This window comes from Intrasporangium sp. (assembly GCF_040414665.1).
In the GTDB taxonomy this organism is placed as follows: domain Bacteria; phylum Actinomycetota; class Actinomycetes; order Actinomycetales; family Dermatophilaceae; genus Intrasporangium.
Map to the genome: position 1 here is coordinate 1 of NZ_JBEDUL010000148.1, position 21,403 is coordinate 21,403.

Genomic DNA, 21,403 nt, shown 5'->3' on the forward strand with positions numbered 1-21,403 from the left:
GCGTTCGCCCATGTTGCGCAGGATCCGGTAGACCTCCGTGGCCGAGGGCATCTCCTCCGAGGTCTCCAGCAGCAGGATGCAGCCGGCGTAGCGTCGCGACTCCTCGACCTGACCCGCCTGCAGCAGCCACGACACGATCTCGAGGTTGCCGCCCCACGTCCGGCCCTCGATCACGCCGGTCGCCGTGGCCATCCAGTCCCAGCCCACGCTGTCCCACATCGGCGGTTCGGACTCCAGGCTCGCCGGGTCGGCCCAGTCGCCCGACTCGTCGCCCCACTGGGCCGGTGGCTCCAGCGCGTACCAGCCGTTGCCGAAGAGCGCGTCGCGCAAGGAGCGCGCGTGCGCCGGGTGCATCCGGCCGCCGCGACCGAGGTGCACCATGATCGAGCCGCCGTGGTAGCCGACGATGCCCAGCCGCCACAGGTAGTTGAGCAGGTTGGTGTTGTCGCTGTAGCCGAAGAAGGGCTTCGGGTCCGCTCGCACGACCTCGGGGTCGAGGTGGCGCAGCACGGTCACCTGGTCGTCACCGCCGATGGTGGCGAGCACGGCCCGGATCTCGGGATCGGCGAAGGCCGTCATGATGTCGGCAGCCCGCTCCTCGGGCGAGGCCAGCCGCCGGGTCGTCGGGTACTCGACCGGCTCCAGGCCGAGATCGTCGCGAATGCGGCGCAGCGCCTGCTCGTGGACCTCCGGAAAGAGCGCCGGGGCAGCCCACGACGGGGACAGGACGGCGACCTTGTCCCCGGGCCTGCACCGCCGGGGAGAGATGATCTCGTGGCTCATGCCCCCCGATCCAACCAGCCGCGGCCTGCCCGACACCGGATAACCGGTTGCGACGGCGACGTCTGCGTTGCTGCACTGGTGGGGTCAGTCAGCCGAGTGAGAGGAATGGGCATGCGCCGCTCCTTCATGTCAACCCAGCAGCAGGTCACCGCCACCTATGCAAAGGACATGAAGGACAGTGGAATCCGCACCCCGCAGCCTCAACCTCGGGATCGTCGCGCATGTTGACGCCGGCAAGACGAGCCTGACCGAGCGGCTCCTCCACGCCGCCGGGGTCATCGACCAGCCCGGCAGCGTCGACGACGGGAGCACGCAGACAGACACGCTGGCGCTCGAGCGCGAGCGAGGCATCACCATCCGCGCTGCGGTCGTCTCGTTCGAGCTCGAGGGGCCGGAGGGGCCCGTCACCGTCAACCTCATCGATACGCCCGGCCACTCCGACTTCGTCGCGGAGGTCGAGCGGTCGCTGGCGGCCCTCGACGGCGCCGTGCTCGTCGTGTCCGCGGTGGAAGGCGTGCAGGCCCAGACCCGCGTGCTCAAGCGGGTCCTCGCCCAGCTCGGCATCCCGACCCTCATCTACGTCAACAAGATCGACCGGGTGGGCGCCCGTCAGGACGGCCTCTTGCGGGAGATCGCCGAGCGACTGACGACGAACGCCCTCCCCCTCGGCACGGTCACCCAGCTCGGCAGCACCGCTGCCTCCTACGTGCCGTATGCCGCTGACGACGTCGCGCACGTCGCGCGCCTCACGGAGCGGCTGAGTGAGTCGGACGACCGGCTGCTCGCCGATGCGGTCGATGCCCCGGACACCGTGACGCCCGAACGGCTCGCCGGCACCCTGGCCCGGCAGGCTCGCCTGGGGCTCGTCCACCCCGTCGTCTTCGGTTCGGCCGTCACCGGCGCCGGGCTGGAAGACCTCGCGGCCGCGATGACGACCTACCTGCCGGCGCGGCGGGGCCGGGTGGACCTGCCGCTGTCAGGGACCGTCTTCGCGATCGACCGTGGCAGCTCCGGCCAGAAGGTCGCGGTGGTGAGAATGCGCTCGGGTGTGCTGCGGGTCCGGGACAAGGTGCGGTTCGGCGCCGTGGAGGACCGCGTCACCGCCATCAGCATCCATGACCGGGGCGGCGTGGTCCGCTCGACCGTCGCGACGGCCGGGCGGATGGCTCGGGTCGTCGGGCTCGACTCCGCCAGGGTCGGCGATGTCATCGGGGTGGACACGGGCCGCGGGCCCCGGCCGCAGTTCTCCCCGCCAACGCTGGAGACGGTCATCGAGCCGCTGCGTGCCCACGAACGGACCGCCATGTTCACGGCACTGAGCCAGCTCGCGGAGCAGGATCCGCTCATCAACCTCAGGCACGACGACGAGAGGGGCGAGACGCACGTGTCGCTCTTCGGAGAGGTCCAGAAGGAGGTCATCGCCGCGACGCTTGCCAGGGACCATGGGATCGAGGTCCGCTTCCGCGAGACGTCCGTGGTCTGCATCGAGCGCGTCGTCGGGACCGGCGCGGCTCACGAGATCATCGACGTCGCGCCGAACCCCTTCCTCGCGACGGTCGGTCTGCGGGTCGAGCCCGCGGCCCCGGGCGCCGGCGTGCAGTTCCGCCTCGAGGTGGAGCTCGGCTCCATGCCTCCGGCCTTCTTCCGGGCCGTGGAGGACACGGTCCATGCGGTCCTCGGCGAGGGCCTGCACGGCTGGCCGATCCCCGATTGCTCCGTCACCATGACCCACTCGGGCTTCTGGCCCCGGCAGAGCGCCATGCACGCGGCCTTCGACAAGTCGATGTCGAGCACCGCGGGCGACTTCCGCAATCTCACACCCCTCGTGCTCATGGCCGCCCTGCGCCAGGCCGGCACGCGCGTCGAGGAGCCGGTCCACCGGTTTGATCTCGACCTGCCGGCGGCGGACCTCGGAGCCGCCCTGACGCTCCTCGCCCGCAACCGCGCGGTTCCGCACGAGACGGTCATGCGGGGCGAGGCGGCCCACCTGAGTGGCGTCGTCCCCGCCGCACGAGTGCACGCCCTGCAGCAGCGCATACCGGCTCTGACCGGTGGCGAGGGCGACCTGGCCTGCAGCTTTGCCGGCTACCAGCCGGTGACCGGCGACGTGCCCGAGCGGTCGCGTCCTCAGGCTGTGTCGTCGCTGGCGGCCCGGAGCGCCTCGAGGACGCGTCGGTCGATGCCACCGGGGGCCAGCCGCGACTCGTAGTTGACCTCGCCCACCCACGTGACGAGGGCCGCCTCGACCCCGCTGGCACCGGCCCCGTCGTCCACCTGGTGCCCCAGCCGCCCGAGCCGCTGCGCGACCTCGTCAGCGAGCGGCCCCTCGAGCGGCTGGACGTCCTCGGGCCGCCCGAAGTACAGCTCCCACTCGTCCAGCAGCCGCCGCAGCTCAGTGACCGGGTCGGCGTGGTCGTCGACCCGCAGGTCGGCGGCGACCCCACTGCGGTCGTAGCCCGTACCCGGCTCGACGGCGTAGACGGCAGCGCTCTGGCGGCCGCGCGAGTCGCCCCCGGCGGCATCGCCGGCCGTCAGCGCGGCGAGCAGGCGCTGGGCGAACGTTGCGCCCGCGGACCCGAGCCACGCCCGTTCCATCGCCTCGACGACCTCGGGCCCGACGAGGATGTTGCCCTGGATCGCGTACGCCGATGCGCCGTCGTCGGCGACACCAGAGGCACCACCGCACCACGGCAGGCACTCGTCGCCGGTGAACGTCGCGGCGGACTCACGGCCGACGACGCCGACCTGACGTGTCGCGCTCCCGGGATCGATGGCCGTGGCGGAGGACAGTGCGGAGTCGGCCGACTCACCGGTCTCCAGCCGGCCGAGCAGCTCTGACACGTAGGCCACCCGGGCCCAGGACTGCGTGGCCACGGCCCCGACGCCGACGCGCGCTCCCGGGACGACCGCACCGACGGCCAGGAACTTGCTCGCAACGGCCACCCCGTAGGCCTCGCCCTCCCGGGCCACGATGGAGAAGGTCATCAGGCGTACACGTGCGGGGCGAGCGTGCCGACGCAACGCAGGTTGCGGTACTTCTCGGCGTAGTCGAGGCCGTAGCCGACGACGAACTCGTTGGGGATGTCGAAGCCGACGTACTTGACCGGGATGTCGACCTTGACGACGTCGGGCTTGCGCAGCAGTGTGCAGATCTCCACGGAGTTCGGCTTGCGCGACTCGAGGTTCGCCTTGATCCAGGACAGCGTGAGGCCGGAGTCGATGATGTCCTCGACGATGAGCACGTCCTTGCCGGTGATGTCGGCGTCGAGGTCCTTGAGGATACGCACGACACCCGAGCTCTTGGTGCCCGAGCCGTAGGACGACACCGCCATCCAGTCCATCGGCGCGGTGCCGGGCAGGGCCCGCATGAGGTCGGCCATGACGACGACGGCACCCTTGAGGACCCCGACGAGCAGCAGGTCCTTGTCCTCGTAGTCCCGCCAGATGTCGACCGCGAGCTCCGCGAGACGGCTCTGGATCTGCTCCTCGGTGAACAGGACCTTGGCCAGGTCGTCTCCCATGTGCTCGTAGTCCACGACGGCTCCTTGGTGCGATGACGGTGGCGTTCGAGCTCTATTCAACCCCACCGCCTCGAGCAGGTCAGTGGGTGTCGGCGGTCTCGCGGATCGGGCTGAAGCGGATGCTGGCACCGGTCCGGGCGACGGCGATCCCCCCGGGGACGTGCAGCGGCCCCTGGCCGTGCCAGGAGGTGAGCAACGCGTCGAGCGACTCCACGTGTGCCGCGCTGACATCCGAGATGGGGGCTCCGGCCTCGGCTGCGAGGATGCGCCACACGCGGGTGCGGATCGCACGCGGGAGCGCGGCGAGCGCCTCGAGGTCCACGCCCGGGTCGCCGGGCGCGGAGGGGAGGTCGGCCCGGGCCCGGACCGCCAGGCTCTCCAGATGGTCCGCGTCCTCGCGCAACAGGTCAGCAGAGCGGGCCAGCGCAGCGGCGAAGCCGGGGCCCAGCTCGCCCTCGAGAGACTCGAGGAGCCGGCGTGCGCGGACCCTCCGGAACGACGGGTCCGCGTTGTGGGGGTCGTGCCAGGGCTCGAGATCGAGCGCCTGGCACGCCGCGAGCGTGGTCGCGCGGGGAAGGGCGAGCAGCGGACGCACGAAGCGCCCTCGCCGCACCGGCATGCCGCTCAGGGACCTGGCGCCGGACCCGCGCGACAGGCCGAGCAGCACCTGCTCTGCCTGGTCGTCGCGGGTGTGTCCGAGCAGGACGAGGCTCGCGCCGCGCCGGTCGGCCACCGCCTCGATCGCCTTGAAGCGCGCTGAGCGGGCGTCGGCCTCGAGGCCCGAGCCGGTGAGCCGCACCTCGGCCTGCGCGACGTCCACCGGGTCCAGCGAGAGCGTTCGGCAGATCTCCGCCGCCTGCTCGGCCACCGCTGCGGACCCCTGCTGGAGCCCGTGGTCGACGACGATCGCGCCGGCGCGCAGGCCCGCGCGTGGCGCCTCGAACCCGAGAGCGGCCGCGAGCGCCAGAGAGTCGGGGCCACCGGAGCAGGCCACCATGACCAGGCCACCCTCGGGGACGTCGGCGAACTGCTCACGAACGGCGAGGCGGGTCGCTGCCACCGCTGGATCGGGTCCCGTCATCGCGTCGCGTGCTCCTGTTCAGCCGTGGACCCGGCGCACCCAGGCGCTGGGATCGAGGATCTCGGTGGGCTTGGGCAGGGTATCGGGCGAGGACCACACCGCGTTGAAGCCGTCCCGGCCGAGCTCGTCCGTGACGGCACGGACGAAGACGGCGCCGTCCCGGTACTGCCGCATCTTGGCCTCGATGCCGAGCAGCTTGCGCAGCAGCCGGTCGGCGCCGACGGCATTGCTGCGTCGGGCGTTGAACTTGCGACGGATCTCGTCGACGGTCGGAATGATGCTCGGGCCCACGTCGTCCATGACGACGTCGGCGTGTCCCTCGAGGAGGGACATGACGGCGGTGAGCTCCGCGATCCGGGCCTTCTGCTCGGGAGTCGCGAAGATCTGACCGAGCCCCTCGCCGGACGACATGACCTCGGGCAGGTTGCGCGCGAGCTGCTCGAGGCGTTTGCCGATCTCCTCCGGCGTCGGCGCGAGGTCGACGGCCAGCGACTGCGACCGCGCGATGAGGTGCTCGCGCAGCCACGGCACGGCGGTGAACTGGACCCGGTGGGTCTCCTCGTGCATGGCCACCCAGCGCCGGAAGTCCCGTGGCTCGACCTCGAGCTTCCGCTCCACCTCGACGACGTTGGGGGCGACGAGGAGCAGCTGCGGCGTGCCGCCCGGGGCGAGGTCGTACTGGCCGAGGATCTTGCTCGAGAGGTACGCGAGCAGGCCGCCCATCTCGGCGCCGGTGACCTTGCCGCCGATGGCCAGGGCGGTCGGGCTCTCGGGCACCCTCCGCTTGGCGACGAGCTTGTCGATGACGGGGTCGATCATGGCCTTGAAGGAGTCGACGTTGGCGCTGATCCATCCCGCACGGTCGACGACGAGCGGCGGCGGCGCCCCCTCCGGAGCACGCAGGCGGCTCGTCTCGGCGACCGGCGCCTCGGCCTCGGCCGCCGCGTCGCGCAGGTCCGCGACGATCTCGGCCGCCTCGTCGCTCGTCACCTGCGGTCCCGCCTTGACGACCGTGCGCCCGGTCCACTTGGCGAACTCGTAGTCGATGTATGCCGCTGAGCTCGCTCCCGGCCGCAGGCTGAGTTCCCGGGGTTGCTGGGGTGTCACGCGGTCCGGTGCAGCGTCGAAATCGTGCTCGGAGTCGGTCATGCCTGCCCTTTCAGCGGTGATGGGGCCACTGCCTGCACCAACGCGGTGTCTGTCGGGATCGTTCCCGGTCGGTCCGCCCCTCTCGTACCCGGACCAACGGGTTCAGCGACATCCGCAGGCGGCGAGGGCGGCGACGAAGCGGTCCAGGGCTGCGCGGGCCTCGAGCGTCGGGGCTCCCGCGACCAGACCCGCGTAGACGAGCAGTCGACCGTCGTCGTCGACGACTGAACCGGCCAGCGCATTGGCGCCGGTGAGTGTCCCCGTCTTCGCCCGGGCCCGCCCGGCGGCGTCCGAGGTGCTGTCGATGGCGAACCGGTCGCCCAGCGTCCCCGTCAGGCCGGCGATGGGCATGCCCTCCAGGGCGGTGCGCAGCACCGGGTGCTTGCCGTCGTAGCCGAGGCGGAGGACGTCGGTCAGGAGCGTGCCGGTGACGCGGTTCTCCCGGGACAGGCCGCTCGCGTCGGACAGGACGACGCCCTGGGTGTCGATCCCCAGCGCGGCAACCTGCTCCACGATCCAGGCGCCGACGGACGGGAAGTCGGTGGCCGCGCCGGCGCGGAAGGCGGCCTGGCGCGCGAGGACCTCCGTCAGCGTGTTGTCCGAGTCGGTGAGCGCCAGGGCGAGCTGGTCCCGGACCGGAGCGGACTCGACCGAGCCGAGCACCCGCTGTGAGGGTGAAACCGTGCCTTTGGCCGTCGTGGTGACCGAGATGCCGCGCTTCTTGAGGAGCGCTGCGAAGGTGTCGAGGGTCGAGGCGACCGGGTCGTTCGGCGCGGGGTCGTTCTCGGCCGCCCGCTCCGTGCTGAGGCCCAGCATCGTCACGGCGCCGACGATGCCGAGGCGATGGAACCCCGCGCCCCACGTCGGCGCATGGGTCGGGCCCGGGGCGTAGGACGTGTCGAGGGACAACGAGACCTTCTCGATCCCGGAGTCCTGGAGTGCCTTGGCAACCTGGTTCGCGAGGTCGGACAGTCCCGCCCGGCCCGCTACGGCATCACGGGACCCGGCACCGGGGGCGATGAGCGTGTCGCCCCCCGCGACGAGGACGATCTCGTCTGCGGACGAGCCCTGGCGCACTTGGGTCTTCAGCGTCTCGTCCGGGGCGAACACCTGGCCGACCGCGGCCGCCGCGAGCAGCTTGGTCGTCGACGCGGGGATGCGGCGCTCCGTGCCGCCCTGGTCGAAGAGCACCTGGCCCGACTGCCCGTCGCGGACGACGAGCGCCGAGTCCGAGAGCGCAGGCAGGTCGAGCACGTCGGCGAGGGCTCGACGCACCCCGGCCGCGCTGGGAGCCGCGCTCTCGCCGGCGAGCGAGCCCAGCGGCATACGGACTGAGGTCGATGGTGACGGCTGTGGGACGACAGGCAGCGTGCGGGTGCCCGGGGTCTCGGTCGGCGGGGGCGGCGGCAAGGGCCGGGTGGTCAGCAGTCCGGGCACGAAGTCGGCCGCGTCGAGGCCGGCGTAGCCGAGGACGAGCACGGCGGCGGCTGTCAGCGCAGCGGTCAACCGCCTCACGACGTTGCCCCTTTCGTGTCCGCGGGATGGCTTGGGTTTTCGGGATGGGTGCCACCTACGCGACACTGTTTCCCGGAATTCTGTCAGGAAAGGGGCAAGGACGTGGACTTCGACGTCACCATCGAGATCCCCAAGGGATCGCGCAACAAGTACGAGGTCGACCACGAGACGGGGCGGATCCGGCTCGACCGGTTCCTCTACACGTCGATGGCCTATCCGGGGGACTACGGCTACATCGAGGACAGCCTCGGCGAGGACGGAGACCCGCTCGACGCCATCGTCCTCATGCCCGAGCCGACCTTCCCCGGCGTGCTCATCCACGCTCGGCCGATCGGCGTCTTCCACATGGAGGACGAGGCCGGCGGAGACGACAAGGTCCTCTGCGTGCCGGTCGACCCCCGGATGGACACCATGCAGGACGTGCGCGACGTCCAGCCGCACAAGCTCGACGAGATCAAGCACTTCTTCGAGCGGTACAAGGACCTCGAGGCGGGCAAGCATGTCGCGGCAGCCGACTGGAGCGACCGCGCCGCCGCCGAGCGCGTCGTCACCGAAGCCATCCAGCGCGCCGCCGACCAGGGACTGAACACGCACCGGTGGGCGCCGCGGAGCGAGCACTGAGCCCTTCGTTCCACGGCTGCGCGAAAGGCCGCCCACTCCCGAACGAGTGGGCGGCCTCTCGCGTGTGACTGTCGGTCAGACCGGCTGCTTCTCCGCTGCGACGGGCTCTGCGTGCAGCGAGGACTCGCGCCGCTTGGAGACGACGACCGCCGCGACGATGACGACGACGGCGACGGCAGCGATCGCGTAGCGCACCGGGGCGTTGGCCGAGTCGCCGACCGAGAGGGCGACGACCGCGGGGGCGATGAGCAGCGACACGAGGTTCATCACCTTGAGCAGCGGGTTGATCGCCGGGCCTGCAGTGTCCTTGAACGGGTCGCCGACGGTGTCGCCGATGACGGTGGCCTCGTGGGCCGGTGAGCCCTTGCCGCCGAAGTTGCCGTCCTCGACGATCTTCTTGGCGTTGTCCCAGGCACCACCGGAGTTGGCGAGGAAGACCGCCATGAGCGTGCCCGATGCGATCGCGCCGGCGAGGTAGCCGGCGAGGGGGCCGACACCGAGACCGAAGCCGACGGCGATCGGCGCGAAGACGGCGAGCAGACCCGGCGTCGCGAGCTCCCGCAGGGAGTCCCGGGTGACGATGTCGACGACCTTGCCGTACTCCGGCTTGCCGGTGCCCTCCATGATGCCGGGGATGTCGCGGAACTGGCGCCGGACCTCCATGACGACGGCTCCGGCCGCCCGGGCCACGGCGTTGACGGCCAGCCCCGAGAAGAGGAAGACCACGGCGGCACCGATGAGGATCCCGACGAGGGTGTCGGGCGAGACGACGTTGGCGACGAAGAAGCCGGTGACCGTCTCCCCCGCCTCGCGCAGCGCGGAGCCGATCGCGTCGGAGTAGGAGCCGAAGAGCGCGGTCGCCGCGAGGACGGCCGTCGCGATGGCGATGCCCTTGGTGATCGCCTTGGTCGTGTTGCCCACGGCGTCGAGCTCGGTGAGGATCTGGGCTCCCTCGTCGGAGACCTCGCCGCTCATCTCGGCGACGCCCTGGGCGTTGTCCGAGACCGGGCCGAACGTGTCCATCGCGACGATGACACCGACGGTCGTGAGCAGACCGCAGCCGGCCAGCGCCACCGCGAAGAGCGCGACGATGATCGAGCCGGAGAGCAGGAACGCGCCGTAGACCGCCGCGCCGATGACGATCGCCGTGTAGACCGCGGACTCGAAGCCGACCGAGATCCCGCCGAGGATGACGGTGGCGGCGCCGGTCAGGGAGGACCGGGCCACGCCCTGCGTCGGCTCGGTCTCGGTGCCGGTGAAGTAACCGGTGAGCCAGAGGATGATCGCAGCGAGGACGATGCCGATGAGGACGGCGACGGTGGCGATGAGTGCCGGGTTGCCCGCCTGGCCCGCGACGGACTCGATCCCGAGGTCCGCGAACGAGGTCGGGAGGTAGGTGAACGCGGCGGCGGCGGAGAGAACCGCCGAGATGAGCGCCGAGATGTAGAAGGACCGGTTGATCGTCACGAGGCCGGGCTCGTTGGCGCGGGCCCTGGTGATGTAGACGCCGATGATGGCCGTCAGCACGCCGATGGCCGGGACGATGAGGGGGAAGATCAGGCCCTTCGTGCCGAAGGCGGAGCTGCCGAGGATGAGCGAGGCGACCAAGGTCACGGCGTAGGACTCGAAGAGGTCCGCCGCCATGCCGGCGCAGTCACCGACGTTGTCACCGACGTTGTCCGCGATCGTCGCGGCGTTGCGCGGGTCGTCCTCGGGGATGCCCTGCTCGACCTTGCCGACGAGGTCCGCACCCACGTCGGCCGCCTTGGTGAAGATGCCACCGCCGACACGCATGAACATCGCGAGCATCGCTGCGCCGAAGCCGAAGCCCTCGAGGACCTTGGGAGCCTCACCGGCGTAGACGAGGACGACGACCGAGGCGCCGAGGAGCCCGAGGCCGGTCGTGGCCATCCCGACGGCACCGCCGGTGCGGAAGGCGACCTGCATGGCCTTCTCCCGTCCGCCATCGCCGTTGGCCGCCGCGGCGACGCGCACGTTGGCCCGCGTTGCGAGCCACATGCCGAAGTAGCCGATCGACGCCGAGAAGGCTGCGCCGAGGAGGAAGAAGATGGACCGGCCGATGCGCTCGCTCGTCGTCGTCGCCGGGAGCGCGAAGAGCAGCACGAAGACGATGACGACGAAGATGCCGAGGGTGCGGAACTGACGCGCCAGATAGGCCGCCGCGCCCTCCTGCACCGCCGCCGAGATCTCCTGCATCCTCGCGGTGCCCTGGCCTGCCGCGAGCACGCCGGCGCGCAGGATGAAGGCAATGACCAAGGCGACCAGCGCGACGACCGCCACGCCGATGACGATTCCTTGGTCAGTGCCGGTGACGGCGATCTCCGCCGCAGATAGGGAAGACATCGAACTCCTGATCCGTGCAGCCTGGATGGGCCAGCTGCATATTCCTGGGACCGGTCAACCCGTTGCGGACCGGCACTGGTCGAACGCCTATGGCGCCGGGTTCCCCCGACGTGACGCCGGTTACTCTAGGGCATGGCCCCGTTGCCGCAAGACGGATGCGGGCTGTCTCACAGGGCGACCACGAAGGCGCATGCCACGACGAGGAGAAGCACCCCGAGGACCGGCATCAGCCGTCCGCCAAAGGCCGGTGGCAACGGCCGCTCGCGGTGGACCGCCCGCCGAACGCTCGACGCGAGGTGGAAGGCGCTCCCGGCGGAGATGGCGAGCACGGTCGCGGTGAAGCCGAGGAGCACCCAGTTCTGGTGGCGCGCAGCGATGGCAACGAGCGGGACCGGCAGCACGGTCAGGGCCGCGGCCGTCCGCGTCCACGCCAGGGCGGTCCGCTCCGGCTGGAGCCCCGGGTCCCGCGCCGTTGGTTCACCCATGAAGGAGCCCGCCGAGGGCGATCCCCGCCATGACCGCTGCAGCCACGACCACGGCGGCCGCGACGACGAAGAGAGCGCCCGGGGGTGGCAGCGGCTCCCCGAGCCTGAGGGCCCGCTCGACCCGCGCCCAGGAGCGGGCACCCCGGATCGCGACGACGGCACCGCCCAGGACCGCCGCGAGACCGAGGGCGAGCGCCCACTGCGGCAGGGCCTGGGCATCCGCGAACGAGATGAGTGCGATGCCCACGGCGATGAGGGCCACCGCGGTTCGCATCCACGCCAAGGCGGTCCGCTCGTTCGCGAGGCTGAACCGCGGGTCCGGCTCCGCGCCGACTCCATAGACCGATCTGGGGCGGCGCTCCGGCCGGCTCACCACCGTGCCGTCGTCACGAGTCGACCCGCCGCACGGCGTCCAGGGCCTGACGGTCCACCCGGTCGAGCAGGTCGTCCCAGTCGTGGTGTCGCTTGACGTACGCGGCCACGTAGGGGCAGACGGGGACGATGCGCAGGCCCTCGTCGCGGGTGGCGTCGAGCGCCTGCCGGACGAGGACCGAGGCGAGGCCCTCGCCCGAGAAGGCCTCGTCGACCTCGGTGTGGAAGAAGATCCGCCGGCCGTCGTCCTCGACGTACCTGGTCAGCCCGACGCGTTTCCCGTCGACGGCGATCTCGAAACGCCCTCGGTCGCGGTTGTGGGTGACGGTCTGAGTGCCCGGGTCTGTCGCCATGGCCCGAGTCTGCCCGACAGCGCTAGCGTGGTCGAGGTGAGCAACCCCGAGAAGAATCCTCCCGAGCTCGTCTGCGAGGGTCGGGACGCGGAGCCGTCCGGTGGCGCCGTCGTCCTGCCCTACCGCAACGTGCCCCTCGGCGGGCCTCGGGCGATGCCGGTCCGTCGGAGCCTGCCCCAGCGGGACCGCTCCCTCATCGGGGCCTGGTGCTTCGTGGACCACTATGGTCCGGACGACGTCTCCGAGACGGGCGGGATGAAGGTGCCGGGCCACCCGCACACCGGCCTGCAGACCGTGTCGTGGCTGTTCACCGGCGAGATCGAGCACCGGGACACGACCGGTGCCCATGCCATGGTCCGGCCGGGGCAGCTCAACATCATGACCGCCGGGTCCGGCATCGCGCACTCGGAGTACTCCACTGCCGGGACGACGATCCTGCACGGCGCACAGCTGTGGGTGGCCCTGCCGGATGCCCACCGCTTCGTGTCGCCGTCCTTCCAGCACTACGAGCCGCCGGCGATCGAGGTGGACGGTGCCCGGGTGCTCGTCTTCCTCGGGAGCCTCTTCGGCCAGACCTCGCCGGTCTCGATGTACTCCTATCTCGTCGGCGCCGAGATCAACCTCTACCCGTACCAGCGCCTCGACATCGACGTGAACCCTGCCTTCGAGCACGGCTTCCTCTGCGACACGGGCACGCTGGCGTCCGGGGGGGCCGTCGCAAAGCCGGGAGAGATCATCTTCCACCCGCGCGGCGCCAACCGGCTCACCATCGAGGCGAGCCCATCGGAGCCGACCCGGCTGCTCCTGTTGGGCGGGGCGCCCTTCGGCGAGCAGATCGTCATGTGGTGGAACTTCATCGGGCGCAGCCACGAGGAGGTCGTGCGCTTCCGGCAGGAGTGGCAGCGCGAGCGAGATTCGCGCGGTGGCGTGCAGTACGGCACCTTCCCGGACGCCTGGCCGGACACACTGCCCGCTCCGGAGCTGCCCACCGTCCGGCTGCGCACTCGGGGTGACCCGTGACCGTCGACCTGCGCATCTTCACGGAGCCCCAGCAGGGCGCCACCTACGACGACCTGCTCGCGGTGGCCCGCGCGGCGGAGGACCTCGGTTTCGGCGGGTTCTTCCGGTCCGACCACTACCTCCACATGAGTGGGGACGGTGGCTTGGGCCCGACCGACGCGTGGACGACCCTGGCCGGGCTGGCCCGCGACACCTCCGCCATCCGTCTCGGCACCCTGGTCACGTCGGCGACCTTCCGGCTGCCCGGGCCGCTGTCGGTGCAGGTCGCCGGGGTGGACCAGATGAGCGGTGGCCGGGTGGAGCTCGGCCTTGGCGCCGGCTGGTTCGAGGCCGAGCACACGGCGTACGGCATCCCCTTCCCGCCGGTCGCTGAGCGCTTCGACCGCCTCGAGGAGCAACTCGCCGTCATCACGGGCCTCTGGGCCACTGCGCCCGGAGAAACCTTCTCCTACAAGGGGACTCACTACCCTGTCGTCAACTCACCGGGGCTCACCAAGCCCATCCAGGACGGTGGGGTTCCCATCATCATCGGCGGCACCGGCAAGCGGCGTACCCCCTCCCTCGCCGCAGCGTTTGCCGCTGAGTTCAATGCCGCTTTCCACTCGGCTCCCACGTCTGGCCGGCTCTTCAAACGCGTCCGTGCGGCGTGCGAGGAGCGTGGCCGTGACGCTGACGAGCTCGTGTACTCGGCCGCCCAGGTCGTCGTGCTCGGCAACGACGAAGCGACCCTGCGGCGGCGTGCCCGAGCCATCGGCCGCGAGGTCGACGAGGTGCGCAGCAACGGTCTGGCCGGTTCGGCTGACGAGATCGTCGACAAGATCGGCGCGTTCGCCGAGGTGGGGGCATCCCGGATCTACCTCCAGGCGCTCGACCTGTCGGACCTCGACCACGTCGAGCAGATCGCCGACGGGGTCCTGCGCCAGCTCCGCTGACCCCCACCTCCGCAACACGCCCGGCTCCTCGGAACTCACCAGTGCTGTAGCAGGGGTGCGTTCGAGGGTGCCGGGCGTGTTGCGGATGGGTGGGTTGATTTATATAGGTTATCTATGTAAATTGGAGACGGTGACGAGCCAGCCGAACCCGGCGAACGACCTGCTCCGCGCAGCTGCGCGGCTGTCGCGCTGGGCGAGCCAGAATGCGGCTTTCGCCATCCCCTTCGCGCAGGCTCGGCTGCTCGGCCTCATCGAGGACCACGAGCCGGTTCGGGTCAGCGCGCTGGCGGGCTTCGACCACAGCAGCCAGCCGACCATCACCACCCAGCTCCAGCGCATGGACGCCGCCGGCTGGGTCCGACGCGACCCGGACCCCGAGGACGCGCGGGCGACGCTCGTGACCCTCACAGCGGCAGGTACCGCCGCCATCGCGGAGGTGCGCACCGCCCGGGCCGCCGTGCTCGAGCCCTTCATCAGCCGTCTGGATGGTCCCGCTCACGAGCGGGTCCGTCTCGCCGTCGACGTCATCAACGAGCTGCTCGAGCTCACCTCGCGGGATCTCGAGCCACGAGAGGACTAGCCATCATGTGGCGCCAACCCAGGACCGTCTGGTCCGTCGCCTTCGCCTGTGTCATCTCCTTCATGGGGATCGGCCTCGTCGACCCCATCCTCAAGCCGATCGCCGACGAGCTCGGCGCCGGGCCGTCGCAGGTCTCGCTCCTGTTCACCAGCTACATGGCCGTCATGGGCATCGCGATGCTGGGGACCGGCTGGGTCAGCAGCCGCGTCGGGGCCAAGCGCACCCTCCTGCTCGGACTGGTCCTCATCATCGTCGGCGCGGGCCTTGCCGGCACCCAGGACACGGTCGGCGGAATCGTCGCGTTCCGAGCCCTGTGGGGTCTGGGCAACGCCCTGTTCATCGCAACCGCGCTCGCCACCATCGTCAACGCGGCGGCGGGATCGGTCGGACAGGCGATCATCCTGTACGAGGCCGCATTGGGCGTCGGGATCGCGACGGGTCCGCTCGTCGGCGGGTGGCTCGGGGGCATCTCGTGGCGCTGGCCCTTCTTCGGCGTTGCAACGCTCATGACGATCGCGTTCGTGGCCACCACCGTGACCCTGCCCGCCACGCCACCGCCGGCCCGCGGCTCATCGCTTGGCGCCCCACTGCGCGCGCTCGGTCATCGCGGCCTGCTTACCGTCGGCCTCACCGCGCTGCTGTACAACTTCGGGTTCTTCACCCTGCTGGCGTTCACGCCTTTCCCGCTCGACCTCGGTGCCCAGGAGATCGGGCTCATCTTCTTCGGATGGGGCCTGTTCCTTGCGATCACGTCGGTCTTCGTCGCACCGCGGATCCAGCGTCGGTTCGGGACGATTCCGGGCATCGTCGGAGCCCTGCTCGGGTTCGCCGCCATCCTCGCCGCCATGGGCGTCGGCGCTCATCACAAGCCCGTTCTCGTCATCGGGGTCGTGCTCTCCGGCGCCTTCCTCGGCATCAACAACACCCTCATCACCGAGACCGTCATGAAGGTCGCGCCGGTCGAGCGCGGCGTGGCCTCGGCGGCCTACAGCTTCGTGCGGTTCGGCGGCGGAGCGGTCGCGCCCTGGCTCGCGGGCCGACTGGGCGAGGAGTCGGTCCAGCTGCCGTTCTGGGTCGGCGCCGGAGCCGTGATCCTCGGTGTGCTCGTGCTGCGGATCGCCCGGAGCGAACTGAGGGGCATCGACGCGCAGCCCAGGCACGGCGCTGAGGCAGTCAACTCCGAGCTCGAGGCGGAGGCTGTCACGGTGGGCGACGCCTGAGGTCGCACCTCCGCAACACGCCCGGCACCTCGGAGCTCATCCCTGCTGCAACAGGGTCACTTCCGAGGTGCCGGGCGTGTTGCGGTTGGGGGGCTTGGGGTCGCGCGGCGGCGAAGCGTCAGTGGAAGGTGACGTTGCGGCCTGCGCGCATCGCGGCGTACGCCTCGGGGTCCGCTTCCATCGCGGCACGGCGGGTCTTGCGCCGATACCGCCAGATCTGCGCCAGCCCCAGGAACCAGACCGGGAACTGGACCGTCATGGCGGCCCGGAAGGCGTCCGTGTCCCAGGTGGACGGGCCGGCTGGTGCCACGTGGTCGAGGACCACACCGACCAGCGCCACCGCGGTGAGGGTGGCGATGAACCCGCCCGTGTTGACGATGCCGGATGCGCTGCCGAGCCGCGTCGGCGGGTTGAACGTCCGGGCCATGTCGAAGCCGATCATCGAGCCCGGCCCGCCGACGGCGATGACGACGACCAGGAGCACGAGCAACCACAACGGCGCCTTCCCCGGCCAGAGCAGCACCACGGCCCACGCAGCCACGCCCGCCACGACGATCCACATGACGAGGGTGCTGCGCGAGAAGGGGTAGCGCATGACCAGGGTCCCGACGAGCGGACCCGTCGCCATCGACGTGGCGGTCATGGTCATGAGCAGGATGCTCGCCGTCCGTGCGCTGAGCCCTTGCCCCGACACGAGGAAGGGGAAGCCCCAGAGCATCGTGAACATGTTGGCGGCGAACTGCGACGTGAAGTGGCTCCACAGACCGAGACGGGTGCCGGGCACGAGCCAGGCCTGCTTCAGCGTGCGGCCGAGCGCCCGCAGCCGCAGGTCGTCGCGGTGGTGGTCGGCGTAGGGGCTGTCCTTGACGATGACGACGAGCACGACGCCGGTGATGACCCCGAGCGACGCGGCCACGGCATACGACGGGGTCCAGCCGAAGGTCGTCAGGGCAGCGGCCAACGGACCGGCCGCGGCGAGGGCGCCGATCTGCCCGAGCAGACCGGTCAGCTGGGTCACCATCGGGGTCCTCCGCGGCGAGAACCACAGCGCGACCAGCCGGAGCACCGAGATGAACACCATGGCGTCGCCCATCCCGAGCAGCACCCGGCAGGCCAAGGCGGCGGGGTACGAGTCGATGAACGCGAAGGCGAGCTGGGCCGCCGTCATGAGCGTCAGCCCGACCGCGAGCAGACGCTTCGAGCCGAAGCGGTCGAGCAGCGCCCCCACCGGCAGCTGCATCGCGGCGTAGACGAAGACCTGGACGATGGTGAAGGTCGACAGCGCCGCGGAGCTGATGCCGAAGCGCTCCGCCGCCTGTAGTCCAGCCACACCGAGCGAGGTGCGGTGGAAGACGGCGAGGACGTAGACCGAGATGGCGGCCAACCAGACCGCCCATGCCCGGCGCCCGTCGAGGATGAAGTCGGGGCTCATCTCTCCACGCTGGTCACCTTGCGCCCGAGTCGATCGTCGCCCGGGCGACGGAGTCGACGATCGCCTTCGCGACCGTCTTGCTCATGTCGGGGTGGAAGACGCTGGGAATGATGTAGTTCGGGTTGAGCTGCTCGTCGGTCACGACAGACGCGATGGCCTCGGCGGCCTTGATGAGCATCTCGGTGGTCACATCGCTCGCCTTGGCGTCGAGCAGGCCGCGGAACACCCCGGGGAAGGCGAGCACGTTGTTGATCTGGTTCGGGTAGTCGCTGCGACCGGACGCGACGACGGTGGCGCGCTTCGTCGCCTCGTGGATGTCGACCTCCGGGTCGGGATTGGCCAGGGCGAAGACGATCCGCTGCTCGGCCATCTCGTCGATCCACGCCGGATCGAGGATGCGCGGTGCGCTGACCCCGATGAACACGTCGGCCCCCTGCAGCCCATCACGCAGCGAGCCGGTGATGCCCCGCGGGTTGGTCGTCTCCGCCAGCGACCGCCACGCTGGCGTGAGCCGATCGTCCTCGCGGTGCAGCAGCCCGATCCGGTCGTAGACCGTGACGTCGTGCGCGCCCGCTGCCAGCAGCAGGTGCACGATGGCCGAGCCGGCGGCCCCGCCACCAGAGACGACGATCCGGGCATCGGGCAGCCTCTTGTCGATGACGCGCAGCGCGTTGGTGAGCGCCGCGAGCACGACGATCGCTGTGCCGTGCTGGTCGTCGTGGAACACCGGGATGTCGAGCCGCTCGCGCAGCCGAGCCTCGATCTCGAAGCACTTCGGTGCGGAGATGTCCTCGAGGTTGATCCCGCCGAACCCGGGAGCGATGAGCTCGACGGTGCGGACGATCTCGTCGACGTCGGTCGTGTCGAGGCAGATCGGCCACGCGTCGATGTCGGCGAACCGTTTGAACAGGGCCGCCTTTCCCTCCATGACGGGCAGCGCCGCCTTGGGCCCGACGTCGCCCAGGCCGAGCACCGCGGTCCCGTCGGTGACGACGGCCACCGAGTTGCCCTTGATGGTCAGGTGCCGGGCGTCCTCCGGCTGCTGCGCGATCGCCAGGCTGACCCGGCCGACACCGGGCGTGTAGGCCATCGCGAGGTCCTGCCGGTTGCGCAGGTTGACCTTCGGTTCGACGCTGATCTTGCCGCCGAGGTGGAGCAGGAACACGAGGTCGGAGACCTTGTGGACGCGAACGCCCTCGAGCGTCTCCACGGCCTCGACGATCTCGGTCGCGTGGTCACCGTCCGAGGCCGAGGCAGTGAGGTCGATGACGAGGGAGTCGGGGTGCGAGTCGACGACGTCCAGGGCGGTCGTGATGCCACCGCTCGCGGCCACCTTGGTGGCCAGCTCCCCGATGACCGCGGGGTCCGTCCCGGTGTGGAGTCGCATCGTGATCGAGTAGGACGCGGTGGTTGCTCGGGCACGCTGGATCGACTCAGTCACCAGCCAATGGTCCCACGAGCGGAAGCGGGGGCTGCACGGGAAGCGAGCTCGGCGGCATACGACAATGGCCGTGTGACGACCACAGGGGAAGTGCACGTCGACCACGTGACGGGGCTGACCTCCGCGCAGGTGGCCGAGCGGGTCGCCCGCGGCCAGGTCAACGAGGTCGGCGAGCGGACCTCCCGGTCGATCGGTGAGATCGTCCGGGCCAACGTCCTGACCCGTTTCAACGCGATCCTCGGTGCGCTCTTCGTCCTCGTCATGACGACCGGGTCGTGGGCGGACGGGCTCTTCGGCATCGTGCTCGTCGTCAACTCGGCGATCGGGATCGTTCAGGAGTACCTCGCCAAGCGGAAGCTGGACCGCCTCGCCCTGCTCAACGCGCCGACGACGAGAGTGGTCCGCGACGGGGAGACGGTGGTCATCCCCACGCACGAAGTCGTCCTCGACGACCTCATCGAGCTGCGCTCCGGGGACGAGGTGCCGGCCGACGGGGTCCTGCTCACGTCGGAGGGACTCGAGCTCGGCGAGGCCAACCTCACCGGCGAGTCCGACCCGGTCCACCACCCTGCCGGCGACGAGATCCTGTCGGGGACCAGTGTTGTGGCGGGATCAGGGCGCTACCACGCGAAGGCGATCGGTCCGGAGGCCTACGTCAACCGGATCGCAGCCGAGGCGCGGAAGTTCACTCGGACCTACTCCGAGATCCAGACGTCGATCAACACGCTGCTGCGCTACATCACCTGGGTCATCGCCTTTGCGCTGCCCCTGCAGGTGTGGTCGCAGTGGAAGGTCGTCGGCGACGAGGGCTGGCAGAGCGTCGTCCTCCGATCCGCGGCCGGCGTCGTCGGGCTCGTCCCGGAGGGCCTCGTGCTGCTCACCTCCGTGGCCTTCCTCCTCGCCGCCGTCCAGCTGACCAAGGACCAGGTCCTCGTCCAGCAGCTCCCCGCCGTCGAGGGTCTGGCCCGGGTCGACGTGGTCTGTCTCGACAAGACCGGCACGCTCACCGTCGGGGAGATCGCCTTCGATGACGTCAAGCCAGTCAAGGCGGGCCATGGCTCAGCTGCGGACGAGATCCGTTGTGCCCTCGGAGCACTGGCGGACGACCCCAACGCCAACGGCACGCTGGCCGCGATCGGGGCGGCGATCCCGACCCCCGGCTGGCACCGCAACGGCACCGTCCCGTTCAACTCCGAGCGCAAGTGGAGCGCGGCCTGTTTCGAGGATCACGAGACATGGGTGCTCGGGGCGCCCGAGGTCCTCCTCCCGGACGACGACCCCCTGCGCGACGACGTCGCCGAGCTGGCGCAGCGCGGCCGACGCGTCATGCTCCTGTGCCGGAGCGCCGAGCCCCTCGACGAGCCGGTCCTGCCCGACGACCTCGCCCCGGCGGCGATCGTGACCCTGAGCGAGCAGATCCGGCCGGATGCCCGGGAGACGCTCGGCTACCTGGCCGAGGAGGGCGTGCACATCAAGGTCATCTCGGGTGACAACCCGCAGACCGTGGCTGCGGTCGCGCGCGAGGTGGGGCTCGACCCGGGCGAGCCGGTCGATGCCCGGACCCTGCCCGAGGACAGCGACCAGCTGCGCGAGATCGTGTCCCGCACCACGGTGTTCGGGCGCGTGTCACCCGAGCAGAAACGGGCCTTCGTCCACGCGCTGCAGGCGGACGGGCACGTGGTCGCGATGACCGGCGACGGTGTCAACGACGCCCTCGCCCTCAAGGACGCCGACATCGGCGTCGCCATGGGCAACGGGGCCCAGGCCACCAAGGCCGTCGCCGAGCTCGTCCTCCTCGACGGCCGCTTCGCACACCTGCCAAAGGTGCTGGGCGAGGGCAGGCGGGTCATCGGCAACGTGGAACGCGTCGCCAACCTCTTCGTCGCAAAGAACGCGATGAGCCTCCTGGCGATCGTCGCGGCCGCCTTGGCCACGCTGCCGTTCCCGTTCCTGCCTCGCCACCTGACGCTGGTGTCGACCCTGACCATCGGAATCCCGGCGTTCTTCCTGGCCCTCGGGCCAAACAAGCGGCGCTACCAGCCCGGGTTCCTCGGCCGCATCCTGCGGTTCGCCGTGCCTGCAGGCTTCATCGCCGGGCTCGCCGTCTTCGCGTCGTATGTCCTGGCGGGCCGGAACTACGGCGTGCCTCCGGAGGAGTTCTCGACCCGGTGCGAAGTGGCCTCGTCGGGGGACGTGGGCGCCGTTGACCTGGCGTGCATCCAGCCGAGCACGGGGGCGACGATCACACTCCTCGTCGTCTTCTTCTGGATCCTCGTCGTGCTGGCGCGCCCGTTCCGCTGGTGGAAGGCGGTCCTCATCGGCACGATGGCAGGGCTGGCCGTGCTCGCCTTCATGCTCCCGATCGGGCACCAGTTCTTCGGCTTCAACGCTCCCCCCGCACTCGTCTGGTCGTCCCTCGGCATCGGCGTCGTCGGCGCCGCCCTCATCGAGGTGCTGCACCGTTGGTCACTGGGGGTCGGCGCCAGTCCGATGGTGAGTGCGGGCCAGAGCCACGACCCGAGTTGACGGATCCG

Annotated in this window: 19 protein-coding genes; 7 read left to right on the forward strand and 12 right to left on the reverse strand. The window is 70.7% G+C overall.

Annotation, left to right across the window (positions count from 1 at the left end):
- Window positions 1–783: S66 family peptidase (locus ABF401_RS15645; RefSeq protein ID WP_353510501.1), on the reverse strand; the 783-nt coding region annotated here is incomplete at its 3' end.
- A gap of 178 nt (window positions 784–961) precedes the next feature.
- On the opposite strand from ABF401_RS15645, the gene ABF401_RS15650 reads away from it, so the two are divergent.
- Entirely contained in the window at window positions 962–2,992 is a 2,031-nt protein-coding gene (locus tag ABF401_RS15650; RefSeq protein WP_353510502.1) for a GTP-binding protein, read from the forward strand.
- Here ABF401_RS15650 and ABF401_RS15655 read toward each other — a convergent pair.
- The 5 genes from ABF401_RS15655 to dacB form a co-directional block, all read right to left on the reverse strand.
- The gene (locus ABF401_RS15655; RefSeq protein ID WP_353510503.1) at window positions 2,911–3,768 is read right to left on the reverse strand and encodes a DUF1028 domain-containing protein; all 858 of its coding nucleotides are present in this window, start codon (window positions 3,766–3,768) and stop codon (window positions 2,911–2,913) included. The two genes, ABF401_RS15650 and ABF401_RS15655, sit on opposite strands and share 82 nt — an antisense overlap.
- Complete coding sequence (hpt, locus tag ABF401_RS15660; RefSeq protein ID WP_353510504.1) at window positions 3,768–4,319, reverse strand: hypoxanthine phosphoribosyltransferase; 552 nt, start codon at window positions 4,317–4,319, stop codon at window positions 3,768–3,770. Before hpt ends, ABF401_RS15655 begins: the two co-directional genes overlap by 1 nt.
- Before the next feature lie 64 nt (window positions 4,320–4,383).
- A complete protein-coding gene (tilS, locus tag ABF401_RS15665; protein WP_353510505.1) occupies window positions 4,384–5,385 on the reverse strand; it encodes a tRNA lysidine(34) synthetase TilS in 1,002 nt (333 codons plus the stop codon).
- An 18-nt stretch (window positions 5,386–5,403) separates the two neighbouring features.
- A complete protein-coding gene (locus ABF401_RS15670) occupies window positions 5,404–6,534 on the reverse strand; it encodes an Rv3626c family coenzyme F420 biosynthesis-associated protein (RefSeq protein WP_353510506.1) in 1,131 nt (376 codons plus the stop codon).
- Between the two features lie 102 nt (window positions 6,535–6,636).
- Window positions 6,637–8,049: a D-alanyl-D-alanine carboxypeptidase/D-alanyl-D-alanine endopeptidase gene (gene dacB, locus ABF401_RS15675; protein WP_353510507.1), complete on the reverse strand. Its 1,413-nt coding sequence runs from the start codon at window positions 8,047–8,049 to the stop codon at window positions 6,637–6,639.
- A 102-nt stretch (window positions 8,050–8,151) separates the two neighbouring features.
- On the opposite strand from dacB, the gene ABF401_RS15680 reads away from it, so the two are divergent.
- Window positions 8,152–8,670: an inorganic diphosphatase gene (locus ABF401_RS15680; protein WP_353510508.1), complete on the forward strand. Its 519-nt coding sequence runs from the start codon at window positions 8,152–8,154 to the stop codon at window positions 8,668–8,670.
- Between the two features lie 75 nt (window positions 8,671–8,745).
- On the opposite strand, the gene ABF401_RS15685 is transcribed toward ABF401_RS15680, so the two are convergent.
- The 4 genes from ABF401_RS15685 to ABF401_RS15700 form a co-directional block, all read right to left on the reverse strand.
- Complete coding sequence (locus ABF401_RS15685; RefSeq protein WP_353510509.1) at window positions 8,746–11,034, reverse strand: sodium-translocating pyrophosphatase; 2,289 nt, start codon at window positions 11,032–11,034, stop codon at window positions 8,746–8,748.
- Between the two features lie 167 nt (window positions 11,035–11,201).
- Window positions 11,202–11,519 carry a DUF202 domain-containing protein gene (locus tag ABF401_RS15690; RefSeq protein WP_353510510.1) on the reverse strand — a complete coding sequence of 106 codons (318 nt, stop codon included), beginning with the start codon at window positions 11,517–11,519 and terminating at the stop codon, window positions 11,202–11,204.
- The gene (locus tag ABF401_RS15695) at window positions 11,512–11,892 is read right to left on the reverse strand and encodes a YidH family protein (protein WP_353510511.1); all 381 of its coding nucleotides are present in this window, start codon (window positions 11,890–11,892) and stop codon (window positions 11,512–11,514) included. Before ABF401_RS15695 ends, ABF401_RS15690 begins: the two co-directional genes overlap by 8 nt.
- Before the next feature lie 13 nt (window positions 11,893–11,905).
- On the reverse strand, window positions 11,906–12,244 hold the full coding sequence (locus ABF401_RS15700; protein ID WP_353510512.1) for a GNAT family N-acetyltransferase: 339 nt from the start codon (window positions 12,242–12,244) through the stop codon (window positions 11,906–11,908).
- A 36-nt stretch (window positions 12,245–12,280) separates the two neighbouring features.
- On the opposite strand from ABF401_RS15700, the gene ABF401_RS15705 reads away from it, so the two are divergent.
- The 4 genes from ABF401_RS15705 (at window position 12,281) to ABF401_RS15720 (ending at window position 15,996) form a co-directional block, all read left to right on the forward strand.
- Window positions 12,281–13,264: a pirin family protein gene (locus tag ABF401_RS15705; protein WP_353510513.1), complete on the forward strand. Its 984-nt coding sequence runs from the start codon at window positions 12,281–12,283 to the stop codon at window positions 13,262–13,264.
- Window positions 13,261–14,196: an LLM class F420-dependent oxidoreductase gene (locus ABF401_RS15710; RefSeq protein ID WP_353510514.1), complete on the forward strand. Its 936-nt coding sequence runs from the start codon at window positions 13,261–13,263 to the stop codon at window positions 14,194–14,196. The genes ABF401_RS15705 and ABF401_RS15710 overlap by 4 nt, the downstream gene beginning before the upstream one ends.
- Before the next feature lie 85 nt (window positions 14,197–14,281).
- Window positions 14,282–14,776, forward strand: coding sequence for a MarR family winged helix-turn-helix transcriptional regulator (locus ABF401_RS15715; protein WP_353510531.1), 495 nt, complete (start codon window positions 14,282–14,284; stop codon window positions 14,774–14,776).
- Window positions 14,777–14,781: 5 nt separating this feature from the next.
- Entirely contained in the window at window positions 14,782–15,996 is a 1,215-nt protein-coding gene (locus tag ABF401_RS15720) for an MFS transporter (RefSeq protein WP_353510515.1), read from the forward strand.
- A 118-nt stretch (window positions 15,997–16,114) separates the two neighbouring features.
- On the opposite strand, the gene ABF401_RS15725 is transcribed toward ABF401_RS15720, so the two are convergent.
- Together ABF401_RS15725 and ABF401_RS15730 are read right to left on the reverse strand one after the other, a co-directional pair.
- Window positions 16,115–17,428, reverse strand: a complete 1,314-nt coding sequence (locus ABF401_RS15725; RefSeq protein ID WP_353510516.1) for an MFS transporter — start codon at window positions 17,426–17,428, stop codon at window positions 16,115–16,117.
- Window positions 17,429–17,441: 13 nt separating this feature from the next.
- Complete coding sequence (locus tag ABF401_RS15730; RefSeq protein WP_353510517.1) at window positions 17,442–18,869, reverse strand: NAD-dependent malic enzyme; 1,428 nt, start codon at window positions 18,867–18,869, stop codon at window positions 17,442–17,444.
- A gap of 72 nt (window positions 18,870–18,941) precedes the next feature.
- Between ABF401_RS15730 and ABF401_RS15735 the strand changes: the two genes are divergently transcribed.
- Window positions 18,942–21,395, forward strand: a complete 2,454-nt coding sequence (locus tag ABF401_RS15735) for an HAD-IC family P-type ATPase (protein ID WP_353510518.1) — start codon at window positions 18,942–18,944, stop codon at window positions 21,393–21,395.
- Window positions 21,396–21,403 lie beyond the last annotated feature (8 nt).

What these genes read in the sequence shown, in the direction of transcription:
- ABF401_RS15670 (WP_353510506.1), bottom strand. Translation starts at nt 6,534, where the DNA reads ATGACCGACTCCGAGCACGATTTCGACGCTGCACCGGACCGCGTGACA.
- ABF401_RS15725 (WP_353510516.1), bottom strand. Translation starts at nt 17,428, where the DNA reads ATGAGCCCCGACTTCATCCTCGACGGGCGCCGGGCATGGGCGGTCTGG.
- ABF401_RS15700 (WP_353510512.1), bottom strand. Translation starts at nt 12,244, where the DNA reads ATGGCGACAGACCCGGGCACTCAGACCGTCACCCACAACCGCGACCGA.
- ABF401_RS15690 (WP_353510510.1), bottom strand. Translation starts at nt 11,519, where the DNA reads ATGGGTGAACCAACGGCGCGGGACCCGGGGCTCCAGCCGGAGCGGACC.
- ABF401_RS15655 (WP_353510503.1), bottom strand. Translation starts at nt 3,768, where the DNA reads ATGACCTTCTCCATCGTGGCCCGGGAGGGCGAGGCCTACGGGGTGGCC.
- ABF401_RS15685 (WP_353510509.1), bottom strand. Translation starts at nt 11,034, where the DNA reads ATGTCTTCCCTATCTGCGGCGGAGATCGCCGTCACCGGCACTGACCAA.
- ABF401_RS15720 (WP_353510515.1), top strand. Translation starts at nt 14,782, where the DNA reads ATGTGGCGCCAACCCAGGACCGTCTGGTCCGTCGCCTTCGCCTGTGTC.
- tilS (WP_353510505.1), bottom strand. Translation starts at nt 5,385, where the DNA reads ATGACGGGACCCGATCCAGCGGTGGCAGCGACCCGCCTCGCCGTTCGT.
- ABF401_RS15715 (WP_353510531.1), top strand. Translation starts at nt 14,282, where the DNA reads ATGGGTGGGTTGATTTATATAGGTTATCTATGTAAATTGGAGACGGTG.